Genomic DNA, 796 nt, shown 5'->3' on the forward strand with positions numbered 1-796 from the left:
ATTTTTTTAATTGACCTTTTCTAGTCGGTAAGTCACACCGTTGATTGTCACTTCGTAATCATCTTTCTTCACTACAATTTCATCTTCATTCTTCACAACTTCGTACTTGTCTAGGTCGTTAGCTTGCTTAATTTGATTTAATCGGCTAGCCATTCGGATTAGGTATTCTCTATACCGTTTCTCGCTTGCTACTAAATCATCACCAGCAATATTAACGATAGCATAATCATAAGTCGCTCTACCGTATTTAAACATGCCTTTAACGTAAGTTTCAAATGAATTGCCTTCAGCTACTTTATAGCTTCCCCCTTTTCTAAACAGCCAGAACAAGTCTTTGAAGAAATCGTCTGTATTAGCGAAGTGCATATAATAGCCACCTTCGTTAACTGGGCGAGCTAATCCTCTTGTGACTTGTACACCACTCGGACGAGTTAAAGCGTTCATGTTGCCTGGCATTGTAAAGCCACCCCAGTTATTATTGGTTTTACCTACGTTGGAATGACCCCAACCACTTTCAAGGCTAAGCATGGTTACCATATAAGCCACACTAATATTGTGTTGCTTACAATACTTTTGAATACTTTGCATGTCGTCAACTGATAGCGTGTCATTGCCTAGCTTTAAAGCGATTTTAGGAGCTCCTGTGGACGTTTGAAGTCGTTTATTGATAATTGCTTGCACAGCATTAAAACGAGCTCCTAGGCTTGCCTTACGTTGTTCTCCGTTGCCATGCAAACCAAGTAATACTTCATCAGCTAGTTGTTCGTCTGTTTTTGTAGTTGTATTTTGAGTAGTT

Annotated in this window: 1 protein-coding gene; it reads right to left on the reverse strand. The window is 39.3% G+C overall.

The features are described 5' to 3' along the window. Positions 1 to 6: 6 nt before the first annotated feature. Positions 7 to 796 (reverse strand): glucosaminidase domain-containing protein (locus GSA01S_RS10345; RefSeq protein ID WP_174519416.1); only part of this gene is annotated, 790 nt, incomplete at its 5' end.

It is taken from the genome of Globicatella sanguinis NBRC 15551, assembly GCF_001552295.1.
Classification (GTDB): domain Bacteria; phylum Bacillota; class Bacilli; order Lactobacillales; family Aerococcaceae; genus Globicatella; species Globicatella sanguinis.